Below are 16,623 nucleotides of genomic sequence, written 5' to 3' on the forward strand. Positions count from 1 at the left end.
ATGATCTCACCCGTTCCTGCGCAGGGCGCGTTGGGCTGCGGACAGACCATCCGCCGCAGTTTGGTTTTGCGATCTTCGGAAACTATCGGCGTCGGGTGTGGTGATATTATAGGTGGGCGAATACTGTAGCATCTGCGCTGCGCCGCCATTTGCGCCGCCGGTTACTTCAACAGGGACCTTGCGCCCCTTGGATAGAGGTATGACCGCTTCGTTATCGTGAAGAATGGCCGGGATTCCGCTGGTGTTCGCCGTTCCTTCTGAAAAGTGCGGCGCATGTCGGAATGCTGAAATCGGCGCGACCGCGCGCCCCGGTAGGTTGCCCGAATAGCCACCCTCTGACCCCGCCCCAAATAGGCCTGCAAGAAAGCCGCCGCCGTCGCCCCCACCGCCGAAAAGACCCGATAGGAAAGACCCTTCGCCACCACCGCCGCCTATGCCGAACAGCCCAGCAAGTTCCTTTGTTGCAAGCTGCGCCGCCAAATCAATCATTGTGTTCAAAATTGAGTCCGCAAGGCGGGCGAAATTTAGTTCCCCGGTCTTTGCCAAATTTGCGATTTCGGCGGAAATGGAATCAAGCACCTCCTCTTCGATGATCCTGCCCGCCTTAGCGTAGGACGGCACGGCGTCGAGCCATGCCTTGGCCCCCTGACTCGCGGCGTTCTGCAGTTCATTGTTCAACTTCTGGGCGACGTCGATTTGACGGATCATCGCTTCCGTTTGGGCGTCCACCGCGCCGCCGCCTTCCATCATGGCCTGCGCCATCAACCGCGCCGCTTCGGACGTTTCAAACTGGCCAGATGTGACCAGACCAATGGCGACATTTTCAGCTTGCAGGCTGGTCAACCGTTCCCGCATGGTCTGCGTCGTTTGCTCAATTGCTTTCTGTTCTTCTGTAAGGGCGGTTGTTCGGGACCCGCCGCGACCACCACCGCCGCCAGTGGAAACGGGGCGATTTGCCTCTGCCAATGTCTTGCGCAAAGACTCTTGCGTCTTTGCGGCCTTTTCTAGGGCTGCAATCTCTTCAAGGCGCGGGGCGATCTGGTCAGCGCCCAGCGGTTCGCCGCGCTTGATTGCATCGCTGATTACTTGGTCCAACTGCACCCGGCGGTTTGCCGTCGCTGCGTTAAGCCCCTGCGAAATTTGAAGATTCAGACTCTTGTTTTGGGCCTGAATCTCGCCAATCTGTTCTTGCACACTCTTACCAATGGCGGACAGGGCGGCGGGGGCAGACCCCAGATTTGCCAAAAGACGGGCGGCTTCATTGGCGGCGGTCCCGACCTGACCAGCAAGAGAACTGGCGGCGGCGGCGGCGTTGTCCGTCGCACTGGTCGTGCCATTCTGCGCCGCAAGGAGTCGAAGGGCTGCATCCTCAGACCGAACAAGCTGCGTCAATACACCGGCTGCAGACCCTTCGGCCTTGTCGAGTCCGCCGGTGGTGGATTCGACGGCCTGTCTTAGACGTGTGACCGCGTCCGCTTGCTCTTGAAACGTGCGAGCGCTCTTGACGTCCTGCATCAAGGACAAGAGGGTCCGCGCTTGGTCGTTCGTCGTTTCAAATGCGCGACGGACCGCGTCCACATCGTTTGTGAATATGTTGCCGTCGCTGGTCAGTTCGCCCCGGATCGAGTCGATTAGGGCCGAATTGGCGAGTCCCGCCTCAAGTTCTGCGACCTTGCGCAATCGTTCAAGATGGGCGTCTAGCTCACTGTTCACGGCCCCATATTGTTCGCGCAGGCGTTCAAGATTGCCACCCGCAAGGGCGTCTGTAGCGCTGCGCAGGGTGCTAATAGCGGAGTCAGCGGCGGACAGGGCGTCCGAAAAAGATTGCGTCTCTTCGGACGCGCCAAGGGCACCCGCCGCCCATTGAATCAGGGCGGCACCGCCTGCGATTACACCGATGGTCAGAAGTGAAACGGGCGAAACCATAGACGCGAAACCCGCCCTCAGGGTGGACAGAATAGAGGCCCGACTCCCCATTTGATTCAGGACCTGCGAAATCTGCGTGCCTTGCTGGACGGCCAAAATCAGGGGCGATTGTCCCGAGGCCAGCATGACGCCAATATCGTTAAACTGCGCCGCCATATTGGCGGTGTGAAAGTTCGACGTCTGGGCGGTGCGGGCATAGGCTGTATTCGCCGAACTGGCGGCGAGTAGCGATTGGCTGGCCTGTTCGCGGGCCAGTGCAGCGCGTCCGGCTGATAGAGCACCGGCGCTTTCGAGCGTTTGAATTTCGCGCAGGGCGGTTTCATATCGCTGCGAATTGGCGAACAGCGGATCATGGGCGGCGCGCAGCCTATTTAGGGCGGCGGTTCGCTGTTCGGCCTCTCTGGTGGCCTGTTCTTGGGCGTTCGCAACTTGAATCGTTTCGGCGCGCAGGCGCTCGGATTCACGTGCGGTCCGATTCAGTTCGGATGCGAGGTCTGCGTATCCCGCGCGGGCCTCTCTGACGTCTAGGCCGCTGGTGGCATTTACCAAGCTGGTGCGCAGGCGATTTAGCCCAGCCTCTAGTTGGGCGAGTCCGGCGGTGTCCCCTACGGATAGGAGTCGATCACGCAGGCGAGAGGCTTGGTCGGTCGAGACGCGGAGCGCGTTAGCGCTGGTGAGGGCAAGCTTGCGTATGTTTTCGGCGGTCTGATTTGCGGCGGTGGTCAGGGTGGATTGTGCGCGGGCTGCGTTCTGCGTCTCGCGTGTGACGGCCTGCATGCCGGATGTGTCGACGCGGCGCAGATTGGTGAAGGCACCGGCACTGTCGCGCTCTAGGTCCCGGACGGCCTTACGTACGGACTCGATTGCCGCCTTAAATTCTGTTGAGCCGCGTCTAGCGGCGGATGCGTCAATCTTTAGACGTAGTTCGTGGGTCTCTGCCATTCTGGATTCTGCCTATTTTGGTCTGATATGATCTGTCTGTTGGGTCTGAAAAAGAGGGGGGACGGCGAGACAGAACACCGTCCCCTGCGCGCGCTGGATGCGCTACGCCTGCGCGTGGAGAAGTTCGCGCGTGCTTGACCAGAGCACGCCCATTTTACCACGGGTCGGGCGATTGACCAAAGAACAAAGAGGGAACGGTTGGGCAGGCCTAGGGGCCTAAAGGGCCTCAGAACATGCAACTATATTTGGTCAAAAAATTGAAAATTTTTGGGGCCATATGTGAATCGAAACAGGGGTCTTCGCTCTAGCGGCGGGTCCCTTTGGTTTGAATCTTACACCCGGCGTAAGACTGTGTAATGCAACTAAAACGGGCGGAATCTGGTGATATCGCAACTACATAGCAACAACAAAGTTGCATAGGTGTCTGTAGCACCTGCGCGCCCTTTTGGGGTAGGGGGATACCCCCGTCTGGGTCCCCTATAAGTAATTGATTTCATTATATAAAATGGTGTTTTGGTGGGTATTGGCATAGCCCGCTACGCGGGCACCAGCCACCACACCTAGTATCCCGGCCCGATTATGTCCTGCATGCCGATTCCGAAGGTCCCTGACCATTCCGGGGGCAATATCAGGCTGTTCTCCACCCATTTTCCCAGTGGTTTCAATGGTCTGGCGTGGGCGCGCTCTGGGCCTCTATACGTGCCAGAGCGTTCTTTACGGTCTGAGGGTGCCAGACCCGTTTACCGCGCGGAGTCGCGACATTTGCGCGGGTCAGGGCGTCTGCGATCTGTTGATATGTCGCTTTGTTTTGTCGCATGGGCTGGGCTATCTGGGCGATGTTCTGGGCGTGATGATCGGCGATACGGCGATTGGCAAGGGCCGCGTTAGCGGCCCCGCCACGGTCACCCCCGAGGGCCTTTCCCTTGGCCTTCACAGAGGCCAGCGCGGCCTTGGTTCTGAGGCTAATAAACTCGCGCTCTTGTTCGGCAAGAGAGGCATACAAATGTAGCTGGAAGTTGTCCGCATGAGGCATGCTAACTACCTTAAATTTAACGGTTTTATCGTCCAGAAGCTGGGCAATATGTAGGACCTTTCTAGACAGTCGGTCGAGCTTTGATACCAGCAAAATGGCCCCAGTTTTACGGCAATGTGCAAGAGCCTCAGAGAGCGCCGGACGGCGTCGCGGATCGTCATACTTACCGCTAGCTACGTCCGTATATTCAGCGACTACAGACGCCCCCTGACACGCGTAAGCGGACAGGAAGAGGTCTATGTCCCGGCGCTGCGCCGCAAGGCCATTTCCGCTCTTTTCCTGCCCGGATGTGGACACGCGGTAATAGGCGATAAAGGGTCCTTCGATGCAGTCATTTTTGGTCATTTTAAATCCATCCTACGTTCGTTGCGATTCTTTAAATGATTTATAGCAGGGGAACGGCACAAAAAGCGAGTCAAATCAATAGCTTATTTTGGAAACAGTGCGTTTATAGCGGCTCGGTATACCATTGTATACTATGGTATACATCTTTTGAGATGTTGCGCTTCGCAGCACGCATGGCGACTGACACGGCTCAAATGCGTGAGCAATATGTGTCACCTGACGCGAGATAGACATAATATCTAGGAGACGGTATGACATTATAGTTGAGCGTAGGAAGATGGCGCAACTATTGAAGGATTAGTAAATGCCTACGGTTCGCCGCAAATGCTTTATTTCATATCACCACGTGGATCAGGACGCGGTGAACAAATTTGTTCGCGACTTTGACCATGAGCGTGACACGTTTATTGCGCGGGGTTTGGGAGAAGAAATGCCTGGTGACGTGATAAATAGTACTAATACGGACTATGTAATGAGCCAAATCCGAAGGCGCTTCTTAGCCGACTCAACTGTGACCATTGTCCTTATGGGAAGATGCACATGGGCGCGGCGTTACGTGGACTGGGAAATTCAATCTTCATTACGACGAGGCGAGAATACCACGCCAAATGGCTTGCTCGGGGTCAAGTTACCGTCTTTCCATACCTTCCCGCCAAGGTTTGAAAAAAACCTTTCCTATAACTGGCCTACGGTGGATTGTTACGCAAGACATATGGATTACCCTGCTACGACAGCGGACCTTGTTGAAGGTATTGAAAGTGCCTTCCAACGGCGTGTAACACATGCCCATCTGATCAATAATCCGCGCGACCGCATGTCTTACAACAGGCAGTGCTAAATGGAGCAGCAAGAAGAAGCAGAAAGGGGCGCTACAGAGGACCTGATTTCGATCATTCTCGCAGATGATTGGAGCGTAAGCCTGCACATCGCACCATTGCCAGTGATCATCCTTATCGTGATTGCTGCCTTGGGGTGGCTTGGCCTGCGATGGTACTACGGCTGGAAGTTGTCAGACTTCGAGATTGATAGTGCGGAACTGGGATTAGGTGATCATAAAGTGTCCTTCCGGCCCAACGACACGGACCGACAAATTGCTTACAGTATCTGGGTCGAGCTAAGCACACGCAAGATTGGTCTCCCGATTGATCCAGAAGATGATGTAATCGCGGAAATTTATGATTCTTGGTACGCATTCTTCGCGGTCACTCGCGAATTGATTAAGGACATTCCAGTTTCCAAGGTACGCGGAAATAGTACCAGTAAGATCATTGACCTGTCTGTCGAGGTCCTTAACGAAGGTCTGAGGCCACACCTGACGAAGTGGCAGGCACGCTTCCGTCACTGGTATGAACGCCAAATGGACAGTAAGTCGGATGCAGAACCTCAGGAGCTGCAGAAGCAATTTCCAGCATATGCCGAATTGGTGGAAGACATACTTGCCGTGAATAAGCGGCTAATCAGCTACAGGAAAAAAATGAACGAATTGGTTCGAGGCTAAAGGCGAATTGTAGTGATAGACTATTTTACCAGAGCTGACTTTCGGCGCTTTGCAACGAACATGCGACTGCAGGACCGCGAAGCGCTCATGAAACGAGTGGAGGAAAGGTCCCCTCACGGCGCAACATTTCTCTCTCATTCAAGCAAGGACGAAGACGCACTAGCGGGGGTGGTGCGTGTTCTGGAGTCTCATGGTGCAAGCGTTTACATCGACAAGAAGGACCCGACCTTGCCTCCATATACCAACAAAGAAACTGCCCAGACCCTTCGGCAAAGGGTGAGCCAATCCAGCCGCTTCGTGCTACTTGCAAGCGAGAACAGCAAGGAAAGTAAGTGGGTCCCATGGGAACTAGGACTCGCAGACGGTTTTAAGAATAACAACAAGATTGCGCTATTTCCCGTAGTCGAGCAATCAACAGACACAGCTTGGATTTCTTGGGAATACTTGGGGCTGTATGATCGCATTGTCTATGGTGATTTGGAGGGGCATGACGATAAGGTTTGGATGGTTCTAGACAAGAAACGGAACACGGCTTCCGAACTTTCAAGTTGGCTTAGAAACTAATGGCTACACCAACATTCCGCAGACGATAAAGGCAGCTAACGCGGCCCTAATATCACATACCTATCCTCCCGCTAACGCGGGCACGGGCCAAAAGGCCGCGAAACCGTAATTTTGAACATGAATTCGTGACTTTGCGTGCTTTTCAAAATCAAATACACGCCTAAAACACGCCAAATACACCGATATTTGTCTTTTATTTGCAATCCTTTATACGAATTCGTGCTTTAGTGACTTTGATTCCGGTATCCCGGCGCTGTATAAAATGACCCCCCCCCCCCTCACGACACGCCCCCTGCAAGGGTGGGGGTCATTTTTCTATAGATTCAGGTACCCTTTTCAAAGTCACTAAAGCACGAATCAAAGTTTTATAATTATTTTTCAATTACTTAACGGCGTGTTTTAGGCGTGTATTTCGATTCCAAAGTCACGCAAAGTCACGCCCATGCGGGCACCCCTCGCCAAACGAAAGGGGGTCGCAGCATGCCGCGACCCCGTAAACTGCGCTGATATGGGGCCTTCTAAGCCGCCGCCCGCTTTTCCAGCTTCGCAATGAGCGCGCTCCTGTGCTGAGGACGCAAACACCGAAACGATTGAACCTCTTCGGCAGTGGCGACGGCCTGCAGGTGTGGTTCCAGAACGGGGCGGGGCTTGACGCCGTTAGGCGTTTCAACCGGTTCCCGCTCCACCAGACTCCAGAGCGCGCCGCCGTTCGTCCGCTTCACAAAAGTCAAAGAGACGGCAATTTCACGGCCCCCATATTCGACGTTGAAAGTGCTATCCTTGGCCTGCGCCAGATATGTTCCGAAGCTCTTCGACGAATAATCGTAATCGCTGATCGCGTCACGCTTGAGACGCAGCGGCAAGCTGATTTCACGGTCCTGCACCAGAGCCAAGAGTCCACCATCACCGGACGCAGTGGCTTCCATGTCCATGGGGTGCGCCCGGTCGCGGGCCGCGCTGTACCACGCGGCCACAAGCGTCTGCATCGGGTTACCATCGCCACCGGTCACGGTTTCCAAATCCTCGCGGTTCTTTTGGAACTGGTCGAGTCCAGCCGCTTCAAGGATTCCGCCCACGGTCCAATACCACCGTTCAAATGAGGCCAGAGGGAGTCCCGTGGCCTTCTTCTTACCGTCCTGAATCCAGAACTTCACCAGCGTAAGACAGGCCGCGATGATTTCGCCACGGTGCAGGCGAATATGGGTTTTTAGGTCGCCCTTCACATTGAAGGTGGACGGGTCACGCTCGCCGGGATTTGCCATCTTCGCATCAAGCTTAATGAGGCTTATGCGGCGCTGCAATTCCGGCGAGAAGCCGGGATTGATCCCCGTCCACACCGTCACCGAACCGTTGCGCACCGTGCGTTCCCCTGTCCGCCCCAAAACGCGGTCAGTCCACTCGCGAGACGTCAGGAAGGACGCAATCGTGGGCGAGTCCATCTGACCATCCACATTGTCATAGACAAGGAAGTTCTTCGGATTCTGCAGGGCCGTGAACAGGGCCTTACGGCGCTCATCCTCGTTTCGCGAAAGGGGCGGGCGCAGATCGGTCTTGCCGTCGATTACAAGTTGGCACGTCTCTGCCAGAAGTGATGCCCCGGTACCGGGGGCGGGTTTTGTCAGAAGGTGCGCTGGCACCACGTCATTGATAATCGGGGCCACAAAAGGGGTGATCATCATACCAATAAAGTTCGTCAGCGATGCGCCCGGATTGGCGACGTTCTGCGCACGCGTACAGCCATCAAAAGGGAAGTCCGCGACCAAGTCCACCAGATACGCCGCCGCACTTACCGCCGCCGCCCTGTCCACCTTGTCAACAGACGGCACGACGAGACCAGCGGCGGGCATATACAGAAGTCCGGACGTCTTGTGGTATCCCGGAGTCTGGATCAAATCACCATCCGACGTGAATGTCGGAACGGTGATGATCTTTTCAAGGTTCGGCAACGGCAAAGCGGGGTCCGAAAACAAGTGTTCCGCTACATCCCGTGGTGCGGCGGCGCTGATATGGTCGCTATCGCCGCGCGTCTTTCGATAGGGGGCCAGCGTATTCAGGGCATGATTGAACGTTTTTTGATTCAATATCTCGATAAGGACGTCGCCCGTCTCGCGGACCCTCACCACCTCAGACCCGTGCGTAAAAAGAGGTGGCCGAGTCCCCCCGCTTCCCTGTTCAAGGTGCTTGCGCCCATATGTACAAAGTTCGTCGAATCCATTCAGGTCGATAACGTTGGACTCTTCGTTCTTCATGCTTTTGGAACGGCGTGCCGCCGCCAATTCGGATTCCGCAAGGTTTCGGGCCGATTCCAGAAAATTGGAATGATACTCGGGCCAGTTTTCCTTGAGTATCCGCTTAATGCGCCCCTTTTCTATGTCGCTTGCGCCGAACGCGTGTAGTTGGGCGAACAACACAACAAGCTGATTATCCTGCAAGGCTACGATCCGCAGACGCCCCTTTTCGTCGCGGCGGGTCAACTTTTCCGCCGCCTCTTCGGGGTCCATAGGCTTGGCAGTGCGCACCTTTTTTATGTCTGCGCCGCTCAGCTTCTCACGAAGCTTTGCCGCCCCCGGTGACATGCGCACCCGTCCAAGCGACGGCAGCGGCGTGCCGTCATCCTCGATCACTTCTTCATTATCGAAGCTCATGCAGTCACCCCTAGCGCATAGGGTGGCTTCGACGGTCGATTGATATGCATAATTTTCTCCTGCGTAAGTTATTTCATGGTCGACTCCTTTTCGACGCTCTGGCGTGCCCGCTAACGCGGGCGGGGCCATTTAGTTGGCAGGCCCCCTAACTGCCCGGACCGGGCTGGGGGCTGGGCAGGCCATCACTCGCCTGCCCGTCATTTTCGGCGAAACCCGCCAACTCTTTGACGCGGCGGGCAAGGTGGCGCAGTTCGGTGGCCCTTGGCCCCGTTAGCGGGTGCAGCGCCAGATTCGCCATTTGGTCGGTAAGGCGGATTATTTGCCCTTCAATTTCTTCCTGTCTTGTTATCAACATTTAGTGGTCTCCTTTTGCTGGTGCCCTCAGACATATTTGGCGATTCCACGTCTGGCAAGGGGCCATGGGAAATAGCACAACTTCCTGATATAAATGGTGAAAGTAGGTTTTCAGCTTCAAGCGCAAAAGACCATCTCAGCGTATAGCTTGAAGCTCAATTCCCACTTTCACTCATACCATATATTGTGTCATGACGGTGGGGTCACACATTGTCGCCAGATTGGAAACAGTCTGTTTTGACTTATGCGGCCTGCTCGATTGGGCGCGAATGATCGTCATCAATGGGTCGATAATCGTCGAGAATCGATTCGATTGTGGCCCCTAGAAGGTCCCAAGAAAGCGCCCGGTCGATGTCGCGCAGGCCCTGCCCGATTATCCAGTTGCCATCGTCATCGGGGCACCACCCTGAGGCGAGTAGAACCCGCCGCGCAAGTTGGGCGTCGTCATCACAGAGGGTGGCGAACCGGTCAAAAGGCATCTTGAAACCCTCGCGCCGATAGCGCTCTGTCCGGGTGGCGATGTTGCGCATCAACAGCGCGATTTCTGCGCGCAACAATCTTTCGCTTTCGGCTGTCCGGGGGATATCCGCGGGCAAGCCCACATTTTTGGTGGGCAAGCGCCCATTGGGATGTTTACTCAATTTCTTCTCCATTTGGTGTAAATGTGGGGTCCACCGTAGATGTGGATGGTCAGGTCCGGCGGGCACCTCTACGACAAACCGCCCTGTGTTTCACGATGCCGGACCTGTTCGTTTTCAGGTGCAGGGCAAAGCCCTATGCCCCGAATTCTCTTTCAAGTTGTGCTGTGACCGCCTCAGCGATTTGCGGCCATGCGGCGCGGAATTGGCCTTCGCCACATGCCAGCCGTGCCGCATTCCAAAGCGCGACCCTGCGCCAATATCTATCACGGGCGACGAGGAAGCGGGCGGCGTCAAAACTACGCTGCATCCCGTGACTCCAAAAGTTGTTCGATCTGGGCGCGCAGCCGTTCCTCTTCGGCGATAAAATCGGCGTCGGACCACGTCGCCCGGACGGCCTCAGCAACACGCCACTTTTCACGGCGCTCTCGCTCTCTCGCCTTCGCTTTGCGACGTTCGATCTTGGATAGGTGCATGTAATCGCCAGACGTATCTATGCCAGCCGCATAGCCGAATCTTGGCTCGTCAAGGACGCTTGCGCCCGCGTCAATTTCGCCCATAGCGGCGGCCTCCTTCATGTGATTCAACGGCACGGGCGCGAAGTGTGTTTCGCTTTCGATCCGCTGCGGTAAGGGGCGCGGGTGCGCGCTCGCGCTCTGGCGCAAAGGCGGCGCAAACCGCCGCATATTCGGCGGCTGAAATGATTTGGCCAGTGGGCAGGAACTTGTGCCCATTTCCGGCCACATGAAAGACGGCCCAGAATGAACCGCCGTGATCCCGGCGGATGGTTTGGATAATATCCGCGACGTTCATACCAGCCCCCACTTTCGGGCGAGCGAGAGTCGCGTCGCCGCGTCGTCTACCTCACTGATTAGACGCAACTTTTCGTCGCGAGAAATGGTGTCATGTGCAGGGGGTGGCGTCGCAATTCCCATTGCGCGGGCCTCAGACAGACGCCGCGCGGCGTGCGCCGTGTGGTGCATATAATGTTCCTTTTCGCGACCTCGATTCAGGTCCGCAAGGGCGGCGGCGCGGGCCTCTTCGTCGCCCTCTGAAATGGCCTTTTTCTGAGCCACCTTCGATAGGGCAGGAAGATTCAAGAGTTCGTCCCGATAGGCGGCTTCGTCCAGTGGCGCACCCATAGCGGCCAGCCGCGCCTCGCGAAGGCTAAGGACGTCGTTCGGTTCAATAGTGACTCCGTGATCTCGGGCGTCTGAAATTGCCTTTTCGGTGATTGCAGCCCAGCGTTCGCGGACGGCCTCAGAACCGTTGACGATGTTGATAAAATTGGCGTGATCATTCATGCGACAAGCTCCAGATTTGCGTGATATTCAGCGAGGGCTGGCCCGTTGTTGACCACGGCGAAGGAAGGGGCGAGCGCGTCCACATTTGGTGGTGTGCCCCCCAGAAGAATCCAGCGCGTAACGTCCGGATTCAGCACAAACAGAGTCCTCAAAGGGTCAAGGTTGCGCACGATAGCAGGCGAACATATGCGGCTGTTCGAGACCGCCACCACAAAGCCATTCTGCGCGGCGCGCAGGCGGTCGCGCGCCGCGCCCGTGGTCCAACCGATAAAGGACTCCGCTATGCTGATCGCAGGTGCCTCAATATACAGGTCCCCGGCGTCCAAATCGCGCGCGGTTCGGGTGAGTCCTTCAATCGCGCCCATTTCCTTTTCGCGAAGGGTCTGGACGGCTGCGCCGAGGGGATACCACTGGATTCCGCGCCCCCGCGTAGGGACGCGAAAAGGGATTCCCTTTAGGCGTCGACAGGCGGTCGCCTCTGAGACACGGACGGCGTTTGCGTATCGGTCGATGGTGGTAAACAAGTGCTCACCTCTCATTTGATAATTTTTGTTACATTGCTATTTTTCTGCTTGCACACTTACTCAAAATATTGCAGCCGTCAAATTTCAGCGGCGATTCGGGTCAAGGTCCGAATCGGACCTATTTTCTTGTGGGGGTGCGCTTTAGGGCAAGAAAAAGGCCCGCTAACGCGGGCCAATGTGTTCCGAACTAAAAGGCGTCCTACCAGTATTCGACCGCGTCCAGAGCCTCGCGCAGCATGGCCAGCCCTTCCGGCGTATCGTTCAAACGGGTTTTGTAGTTTCGAAGGTGCCCTTGTCCGGACACGTGCCCTGTGATCCCCCGGATCACGTCATCCGACCGCCCAGCGCGCTGCAGGCGGTCAACAAGCGTATCTTTGGCGCTGTACAGAACGTGTCTGTCATTATTGAAGCCCGCCGCCCTGATAGCTTTGGTAAAAGAGTCCGACATAGTGCCCGCTACGGACTCGGGCTTGCCGGTCAGATTCCAGCCCTTCAAGTGCATGAAATCGTAAAATCCGGCGATATGTTTTGACAGAGGTAGTTTGCGGCTGATCCGCGTCTTTGTTTCTGTGAGGCTGATAAAATTGGGCGTCACGTTTTCGGCCTTCAATCGGAAAATCTCGACGGGACGCGCAGCCGTATAGAGCGCAACACGAAACGCCCATTTGAAGGCCTCTTGCCGGTCTGCATCATAACGGGAGTCTGGTCCCCATGCTTTTTGAACGATTGCCCAGACCTTCTTAATCTCGTCATCGTCGAAGCGTTGCCACCGCGCCTCTTCAATAGGTGTGTCGTTTCGGGGCATCTTCACCTTATCAATAGGCAGAGCATCAAAACCGGGGACAAGCTCTTCGGACAGTGCCCACCGCATGACCGCTTTCGGGGGTGCAAAATACTGCGCCACCGAGTCCGCTTTAAGACCCTCTTCTAGAAGGTAGTCGCGATAAAGGCGCAGTTTTTCGGGGGTGATCATGGTCAATGGAAGGTCACCGGCAAAGCTTGTCAGCCTGTCAATCTTGCCCCGGTAACTACGCTTCGTGGCGTCGGAACAGTTGTTCAACTTGAAGTATTTTTCGCGCAGTGCTGACAAGCGATATTCGTCATTCTGTTTTGACTGTCCCGACAGTTCGGTAAGGCGCGCGTTTAGCGCGGTGCGCATGGCATCATAGAGCGCCCTTTCAACACCCCCTGACGGGGGCTGCGCGGCGGTCAACTTCAGGACCTCTTGCAAGACGGGCGACGGTTCTTTGATCAGGTCAATATGGGACCGGTCGCCAAAAGCCTGCCACGCGAAACCGGCCAAGGACTCATACTCATATCGGCGCAGGTTTGCCGCGCCTTTCATATGCTCTTCTGTGTCGCGCCACGTCAGCGCAAGGGCGTCTGGGGTCTCTTCAATATCGTCGCGCAGCTTTGCAGCGGTGATGGATTCCACGCCAAGACGTACCACCTCAGAGCGGGAGTCAGGGTTCGCCAAGAGGGCTATGATCCGGTCATGTTCGGCGGTGTATGCGGCGCAGCGGGCGGTTGCTTTTGTCAGGTCACCCCCTAGCGACAGGTCCCACCGTTTGCGCCCCAGAAGGGTGTGAAGCGCTTTCGGCACGTCGCGTTGGTATTTGTACGCCACGTGTTCACGGCGGCGCACGGGGGACATGTAACGGGGCAGAGGGATGGCGCGATTCTTGGGGGGCATTGGGCGAATCCTATGGTACTTTTCACCCTATTTCTATGGTACTTTCTGACGTTAGAGTCCAGTAAAATCAAGGATTTAAGGAGATTTTACACCCTGAGATTGTACAAATCCCTTATCACCCACCATTTCCCTGTTTTTTCGCATTGTGCGGCTGACGTTTGCCGCTGGGTTTTGCAGGCATGCCCGGTTCAGGGCGTGGTGAGGGACAATGGATCGACCCGCGCCTCGCCTGCGATCATGCCGGCCGCTGCGCGGTCGTGGCGGAGATAGGCGATGCCGCGCCCGCCGGATTGGGTGTAGAGCGTGCCTGCGGGTTTGCCCTCGGGGGTCCGGATTTCGCTGCCGATGGGGGCTGTGCCATGGACGGCGACCATGGTCAGACCTTTGCGCAACTCGGTTTTGTGTTTCATGCGGGCCGTTACCTCTTGGCCGACGTAACAGCCTTTGCGGAAATCCACGCCATTGAGGCGCTCGAACCCGGCCTCTAGGATAAAGGTGTCAGGGGTCAGTTCGATACCGGTTTCGGGGATGCAATGGGCCACGCGAATCCGCTCGAAATCGCTGCCGTCGTCGCCGTCCTCATCGCCATAGAGCCGCCAACCCAAGTCCGGATGACGCGGGTCTGTGAATGCGCCCTCAGGGGCCGGGCCGGTGCCACGCAGAACCTTGAGGTCGGTCTGGGTGAGGGTCACGTCGGCGCGCAGTTTGTACAGGGTCAGACGTTGCAGGAGCATTGGCGCAAGGCTGTCGTCGACGTCGAGCCGGATGGCATCGCCGTGGCGCGACAGCAGGAAATCGGCCAGATATTTGCCCTGCGGCGTCAGGATGGCCGCATAGACCAGCCCCTGATCGAGTTTGTTCAGGTCGTTTGTCACCAAGCCTTGCAGGAAATGCAGGGCATCTTTGCCGGTGATCTGCAGAATGCGGCGCGTCATGCCTCTTCCCCCGTGTTGTTCGCCCGTAATATAGGTCACGAAAGCAGACACAACAGGGGTCGTCATGCGCGCAGCACTCTCGGTGGTGATTCCGACACGAAATGCAGGGGCGAGTCTGCCTGTCTGTCTTGCCGCGTTGATGGAGGGGCTAGAGGCAGGTGTGATCCGTGAATTGGTTGTGACCGATGGCGGGTCGGGCGATGCCACGGTGCAGATTGCCGATGCGGCGGGGGCGGTGATCGTTCAGGGGGCGGCGACCCGTGGCGGGCAATTGCGGCGGGGGGCGCAGGTGGCGGGCGGGGACTGGTTGCTGTTTCTGCATGCCGACACGGTTTTGCCTGTTGGATGGGCCGGCGCGGTCAGTGCGCAAATGGCGTTGGGTGGGCCTGCCGCCTTTCGGCTGTCGTTTGATGCGACCGGGGTGATGCCCGGGATGGTGGCGGGCTGGGCCAATCTGCGCAGTCGGGTGCTGGGGTTGCCCTATGGTGATCAGGCGCTCTTGATCCCGCGCAAGGAGTATGAGGCGGTGGGCGGATTTGCCGATATTCCGCTGATGGAGGATGTCGCTATGGCGCGCGCGCTCAAGGGCGGCATTGCGCTCTTGCCGCTGGCGGTCACCACCTCTGCGGCGCGGTATCGGCGCGAGGGGTGGCTGCGGCGGGGGGCACGCAACCTCTGGACGCTGATCCGTTATCTCTGCGGGGCGGACCCTGTGCGGCTGGCTGAGGCCTATCGGCGCAAGGGCTAGAGGGGCACGGAATTTTTAGAGAATGCCGGACAAGAGAATTTTGAATTCGCTTGTTTCAACGCGACCTGGCACCGACGATCTCGGACATACGCAAGAGAGCGCGGCTATGATTGACGCCGCTTGCCAAGGGCGTAAGGTGCGCCGCGAAGCAGCAGGAGATCCCCCCACATGAGCCTCGCCCACGGTCGCGCCTATCTGGCCATTCCCGGCCCCTCGGTCATGCCGGAAGAGGTGCTGCGTGCCATGCACCGCGCCGCCCCGAATATCTATGAGGGCGACCTGATCGAGATGACGGCGGGGCTGATTCCCGATCTGCGCGCCGTGGCGCGGACGCGCCAACATGCGACGATCTATATTTCGAACGGGCATGGTGCGTGGGAGGCGGCGCTGGCTAATACCCTTCAACCCGGCGACCGGGTGCTGGTGCCGGCCACGGGGCGGTTTGGGCATGGTTGGGCCGAGGTCGCGCAGGGGCAGGGGATCACCGTCGAGATGCTGGATTTCGGCAAGCGGTCGCCGATTGATCTCAACCGTCTGGAAGAGGTGCTGCGCGCGGATCGGGCGCACGCGATCAAGGCGGTTCTGGCCACCCATGTCGATACGTCCACCTCGGTCCTCAATGACATTGCTGGGGTGCGGGCAGCACTGGATGCGGCCGGGCATCCGGCGCTCTTGATGGCCGATTGCATCGCCTCGCTGGCCTGTGACCGGTTCGAGATGGACGCTTGGGGCGTCGATGTGATGGTGGCGGGCAGCCAAAAGGGGCTGATGGTGCCGCCCGGTCTGGCGTTTGTGTTCTTCTCGGACAAGGCGGCGGAGGCGCGCAAGAAGATGCCTCTGGTCAGTCGCTACTGGGATTGGACCCATCGGGCCGATCCGCAGATGTTTTATCAATACTTTGGCGGCACCGCGCCGACGCATCACCTTTACGGGTTGCGCGCGGCACTCGATTTGATCGCGGCGGAGGGCGGCATCGAGGTGGTCTGGGCGCGGCATGACCGACTGGCGCGCGCGATCTGGGCCGCGTGCGAGACCTGGGGGCAGGTGGGGCCGCTGGAATTGAACATCGGTGATCCCGCGTTGCGCAGCCGGGCCGTGACCGCGTTGCGGATCGGGGCGCCGCATGGCTCGCGCCTGCGGTCCTGGGTGCAGGATCATGCAGGTGTGACGCTGGGGATCGGGCTTGGCATGGCAGAGCCGGGTGATCCGGCGTGGCATGGGTTCTTCCGCATCGGCCATATGGGGCATGTCAATGCGCATATGGTTCTGGGGGCGCTTGCTGCGATTGAGGCCGGGCTGATGGCGCTCGATATTCCGTATGGTGAGGGCGGGCTGGCGGCGGCGGCTCGGGTGATTTCGGGGAAGAGTTAGGAGCGGTTTTGGCCTGAAGGGGGCGTTGGTCCCACGCGCCAAAGCGCGGCACGCGCCGCCGCGCAGCGCCCGTCCGCCCCCTCGGGCGGGCGCTTTTGCAACG

15 protein-coding genes are annotated in these 16,623 nt (G+C 57.6%); 5 read left to right on the forward strand and 10 right to left on the reverse strand.

The features are described 5' to 3' along the window. Window positions 1-6: 6 nt before the first annotated feature. Together VR71_RS23725 and VR71_RS23730 are read right to left on the reverse strand one after the other, a co-directional pair. Window positions 7-2,868: a phage tail length tape measure family protein gene (locus tag VR71_RS23725; protein ID WP_045686763.1), complete on the reverse strand. Its 2,862-nt coding sequence runs from the start codon at window positions 2,866-2,868 to the stop codon at window positions 7-9. 661 nt (window positions 2,869-3,529) lie between these two features. After that, on the reverse strand, window positions 3,530-4,246 hold the full coding sequence (locus VR71_RS23730) for a recombinase family protein (protein ID WP_045686764.1): 717 nt from the start codon (window positions 4,244-4,246) through the stop codon (window positions 3,530-3,532). Window positions 4,247-4,550: 304 nt separating this feature from the next. Between VR71_RS23730 and VR71_RS25465 the strand changes: the two genes are divergently transcribed. From VR71_RS25465 to VR71_RS23740, 3 genes are read left to right on the forward strand one after another with little or no spacing between them, the layout of a single operon-like run. Continuing rightward, window positions 4,551-5,084, forward strand: coding sequence for a TIR domain-containing protein (locus VR71_RS25465; protein ID WP_296430837.1), 534 nt, complete (start codon window positions 4,551-4,553; stop codon window positions 5,082-5,084). Next, the gene (locus VR71_RS23735; protein WP_045686765.1) at window positions 5,085-5,744 is read left to right on the forward strand and encodes a hypothetical protein; all 660 of its coding nucleotides are present in this window, start codon (window positions 5,085-5,087) and stop codon (window positions 5,742-5,744) included. It abuts the gene before it with no gap. 12 nt (window positions 5,745-5,756) lie between these two features. Continuing rightward, entirely contained in the window at window positions 5,757-6,308 is a 552-nt protein-coding gene (locus tag VR71_RS23740) for a toll/interleukin-1 receptor domain-containing protein (protein WP_045686766.1), read from the forward strand. 518 nt (window positions 6,309-6,826) lie between these two features. On the opposite strand, the gene VR71_RS23745 is transcribed toward VR71_RS23740, so the two are convergent. The 8 genes from VR71_RS23745 to VR71_RS23785 form a co-directional block, all read right to left on the reverse strand. Continuing rightward, window positions 6,827-8,953: a hypothetical protein gene (locus tag VR71_RS23745; protein WP_045686767.1), complete on the reverse strand. Its 2,127-nt coding sequence runs from the start codon at window positions 8,951-8,953 to the stop codon at window positions 6,827-6,829. A 145-nt stretch (window positions 8,954-9,098) separates the two neighbouring features. Then, entirely contained in the window at window positions 9,099-9,308 is a 210-nt protein-coding gene (locus tag VR71_RS23750; protein WP_045686768.1) for a hypothetical protein, read from the reverse strand. Window positions 9,309-9,549: 241 nt separating this feature from the next. Further along, window positions 9,550-9,861, reverse strand: coding sequence for a hypothetical protein (locus tag VR71_RS23755; protein WP_296430839.1), 312 nt, complete (start codon window positions 9,859-9,861; stop codon window positions 9,550-9,552). Between the two features lie 383 nt (window positions 9,862-10,244). Continuing rightward, entirely contained in the window at window positions 10,245-10,505 is a 261-nt protein-coding gene (locus VR71_RS23760; RefSeq protein WP_045686770.1) for a hypothetical protein, read from the reverse strand. A gap of 249 nt (window positions 10,506-10,754) precedes the next feature. After that, on the reverse strand, window positions 10,755-11,249 hold the full coding sequence (locus VR71_RS23770; RefSeq protein ID WP_045686772.1) for a hypothetical protein: 495 nt from the start codon (window positions 11,247-11,249) through the stop codon (window positions 10,755-10,757). After that, window positions 11,246-11,614: a hypothetical protein gene (locus VR71_RS23775; RefSeq protein ID WP_045686773.1), complete on the reverse strand. Its 369-nt coding sequence runs from the start codon at window positions 11,612-11,614 to the stop codon at window positions 11,246-11,248. Before VR71_RS23775 ends, VR71_RS23770 begins: the two co-directional genes overlap by 4 nt. 358 nt (window positions 11,615-11,972) lie before the next feature. Beyond that, window positions 11,973-13,427 carry a phage integrase SAM-like domain-containing protein gene (locus VR71_RS23780; RefSeq protein WP_296430841.1) on the reverse strand — a complete coding sequence of 485 codons (1,455 nt, stop codon included), beginning with the start codon at window positions 13,425-13,427 and terminating at the stop codon, window positions 11,973-11,975. 227 nt (window positions 13,428-13,654) lie between these two features. Then, window positions 13,655-14,401 carry a folate-binding protein YgfZ gene (locus VR71_RS23785; protein ID WP_045686775.1) on the reverse strand — a complete coding sequence of 249 codons (747 nt, stop codon included), beginning with the start codon at window positions 14,399-14,401 and terminating at the stop codon, window positions 13,655-13,657. A 64-nt stretch (window positions 14,402-14,465) separates the two neighbouring features. On the opposite strand from VR71_RS23785, the gene VR71_RS23790 reads away from it, so the two are divergent. Together VR71_RS23790 and VR71_RS23795 are read left to right on the forward strand one after the other, a co-directional pair. Then, entirely contained in the window at window positions 14,466-15,149 is a 684-nt protein-coding gene (locus VR71_RS23790) for a TIGR04283 family arsenosugar biosynthesis glycosyltransferase (protein WP_045686776.1), read from the forward strand. 168 nt (window positions 15,150-15,317) lie between these two features. Further along, on the forward strand, window positions 15,318-16,520 hold the full coding sequence (locus VR71_RS23795; RefSeq protein ID WP_045686777.1) for an aminotransferase class V-fold PLP-dependent enzyme: 1,203 nt from the start codon (window positions 15,318-15,320) through the stop codon (window positions 16,518-16,520). The last annotated feature ends 103 nt before the right edge of the window (window positions 16,521-16,623 follow it).

The sequence above is a fragment of the Roseovarius sp. BRH_c41 genome, from assembly GCF_000961715.1.
Taxonomy (GTDB): domain Bacteria; phylum Pseudomonadota; class Alphaproteobacteria; order Rhodobacterales; family Rhodobacteraceae; genus Roseovarius.

Excerpts from the sequence above, each read along its gene's own strand:
- VR71_RS23775 (WP_045686773.1), bottom strand. The coding sequence starts at position 11,614 with ATGGGCGCGATTGAAGGACTCACCCGAACCGCGCGCGATTTGGACGCC.
- VR71_RS23745 (WP_045686767.1), bottom strand. The coding sequence starts at position 8,953 with ATGAGCTTCGATAATGAAGAAGTGATCGAGGATGACGGCACGCCGCTG.
- VR71_RS23730 (WP_045686764.1), bottom strand. The coding sequence starts at position 4,246 with ATGACCAAAAATGACTGCATCGAAGGACCCTTTATCGCCTATTACCGC.
- VR71_RS25465 (WP_296430837.1), top strand. The coding sequence starts at position 4,551 with ATGCCTACGGTTCGCCGCAAATGCTTTATTTCATATCACCACGTGGAT.
- VR71_RS23795 (WP_045686777.1), top strand. The coding sequence starts at position 15,318 with ATGAGCCTCGCCCACGGTCGCGCCTATCTGGCCATTCCCGGCCCCTCG.
- VR71_RS23725 (WP_045686763.1), bottom strand. The coding sequence starts at position 2,868 with ATGGCAGAGACCCACGAACTACGTCTAAAGATTGACGCATCCGCCGCT.
- VR71_RS23735 (WP_045686765.1), top strand. The coding sequence starts at position 5,085 with ATGGAGCAGCAAGAAGAAGCAGAAAGGGGCGCTACAGAGGACCTGATT.
- VR71_RS23785 (WP_045686775.1), bottom strand. The coding sequence starts at position 14,401 with ATGACGCGCCGCATTCTGCAGATCACCGGCAAAGATGCCCTGCATTTC.
- VR71_RS23790 (WP_045686776.1), top strand. The coding sequence starts at position 14,466 with ATGCGCGCAGCACTCTCGGTGGTGATTCCGACACGAAATGCAGGGGCG.
- VR71_RS23770 (WP_045686772.1), bottom strand. The coding sequence starts at position 11,249 with ATGAATGATCACGCCAATTTTATCAACATCGTCAACGGTTCTGAGGCC.
- VR71_RS23750 (WP_045686768.1), bottom strand. The coding sequence starts at position 9,308 with ATGTTGATAACAAGACAGGAAGAAATTGAAGGGCAAATAATCCGCCTT.
- VR71_RS23760 (WP_045686770.1), bottom strand. The coding sequence starts at position 10,505 with ATGGGCGAAATTGACGCGGGCGCAAGCGTCCTTGACGAGCCAAGATTC.
- VR71_RS23780 (WP_296430841.1), bottom strand. The coding sequence starts at position 13,427 with ATGTCCCCCGTGCGCCGCCGTGAACACGTGGCGTACAAATACCAACGC.